This is a genomic window from Streptomyces sp. NPDC047028 (assembly GCF_040644095.1).
Taxonomy (GTDB): Bacteria; Actinomycetota; Actinomycetes; order Streptomycetales; family Streptomycetaceae; genus Streptomyces.
Map to the genome: position 1 here is coordinate 1 of NZ_JBEYVS010000125.1, position 1,430 is coordinate 1,430.

Annotated in this window: 2 protein-coding genes; both read right to left on the bottom strand. The window is 72.0% G+C overall.

Features of this window, described 5'->3' with window-relative positions:
* Nucleotides 1-420, bottom strand: a 420-nt coding sequence (locus ABZ854_RS37220) for an adenosylhomocysteinase (protein WP_361220485.1), incomplete at its 3' end; no start/stop codon positions are given.
* A complete protein-coding gene (gene metF / locus ABZ854_RS37225; protein WP_361220488.1) occupies nucleotides 401-1,330 on the bottom strand; it encodes a methylenetetrahydrofolate reductase [NAD(P)H] in 930 nt (309 codons plus the stop codon). The genes metF and ABZ854_RS37220, both read right to left, overlap by 20 nt.
* Between the last annotated feature and the right edge of the window lie 100 nt (nucleotides 1,331-1,430).

Here is a 1,430-nt window from a genome sequence, read left to right on the forward strand (position 1 = left end):
GGTGGCGTCACCGCCGTCGTCCAGAATCATGTTCGGGCCGCCGGTGGCGCTGTCCGGCCAGGTCAGCGCCTGCTCCGTGCACCACCAGTACTCCTGAAGCGTCTCCCCCTTCCAGGCGAAGACCGGGATGCCGGCGGCGGCGATCGCGGCGGCCGCGTGGTCCTGCGTGGAGTAGATGTTGCAGGAGGCCCAGCGGACCTCGGCGCCGAGCGCGACCAGGGTCTCGATCAGCACGGCGGTCTGCACGGTCATGTGCAGGGAGCCGGTGATGCGGGCGCCGGCCAGGGGCTGCGCCGCCGCGTACTCCTTCCGGATCGCCATCAGGCCCGGCATCTCGTGTTCGGCGAGGGTGATCTCCTTGCGGCCGAACTCGGCCAGGGTCAGGTCGGCGACCTTGAAGTCATCGGTCGTGGCGGGCATGCGCGGGCCTCTCGGTGAGATTGCGGTGGATGTCCAGGGTCGCTGTGGAGCGATTGAGGGTGATGTAGTGCAGGCCCGGCGCGCCCTCGGCGAGCAGTCGGGCGGCGAGCGCCGTGGCGTGTTCGACGCCGATGCGGTGGGCGGTCTCGCGGTCGTCGCGTGCGGCGTCCAGGCGGGCGGCGAGGCCGGCCGGGAAACGTGCGTCGCTGAGTTCGGCGAACCGGGCGATCTGGCGTACGTCGGTGGCCGGCATGATCTCCGGGATGATCGGGGTGTCGCAGCCGGCGGCGGCGACGCGGTCGCGCAGCCGCAGGTAGTCCTCGGCGTCGAAGAACATCTGGGTGATGGCGTAGTCGGCGCCGGCCCGGCACTTGGCGACGAAGTGCCGGATGTCGCTGTCCCAGTCGGGCGAGCGCGGGTGGCGTTCGGGGAACGCGGCCACGCCGATGCTGAAGTCCCCCGCCGCGCGGACGAGTTCGACGAGCTGGTCGGCGTGGCGCAGGCCGTCCGGGTGCGCTGTCCAGGGGCCGCGCGGGTCGCCGGGCGGGTCGCCGCGCAGGGCGAGGACGTCACGGATGCCGGCGTCGGCGTACTGGCCGATGATGTGCCGCAGTTCGGCGACGGAGTGGCCGACGGCGGTGAGGTGGGCGACGGGGCGCAGGGTCGTCTCGGCGGCGATGCGCCGGGTGACGGCGACGGTCCTGTCCCGGGAGGTGCCGCCCGCGCCGTACGTCACGGACACGAAGGTGGGCTGGACGGCCTCGATGCGGCGGATGGCGTCCCACAGGGTGCGTTCGCCCGCGGCCGTCTTCGGCGGGAAGAACTCGAAGGAGTACGTCGTCACGCCCGCGGCGAGCAGGTCACGCAGGGAGGCGGTGGCGACGGCCTGGCCGGCTGAGGTGGTGGTCATGCGGTCCTACCTTCTTGAGTGCGTCCCGTGAGTTCGCGACTCTGGGACAGCGCGGGTGGGGCAGGGATGGTTTTCATGCTGGCTGCCCTAGATGGCTCAG

Excerpts from the sequence above, each read along its gene's own strand:
- metF (WP_361220488.1), bottom strand. The coding sequence starts at position 1,330 with ATGACCACCACCTCAGCCGGCCAGGCCGTCGCCACCGCCTCCCTGCGT.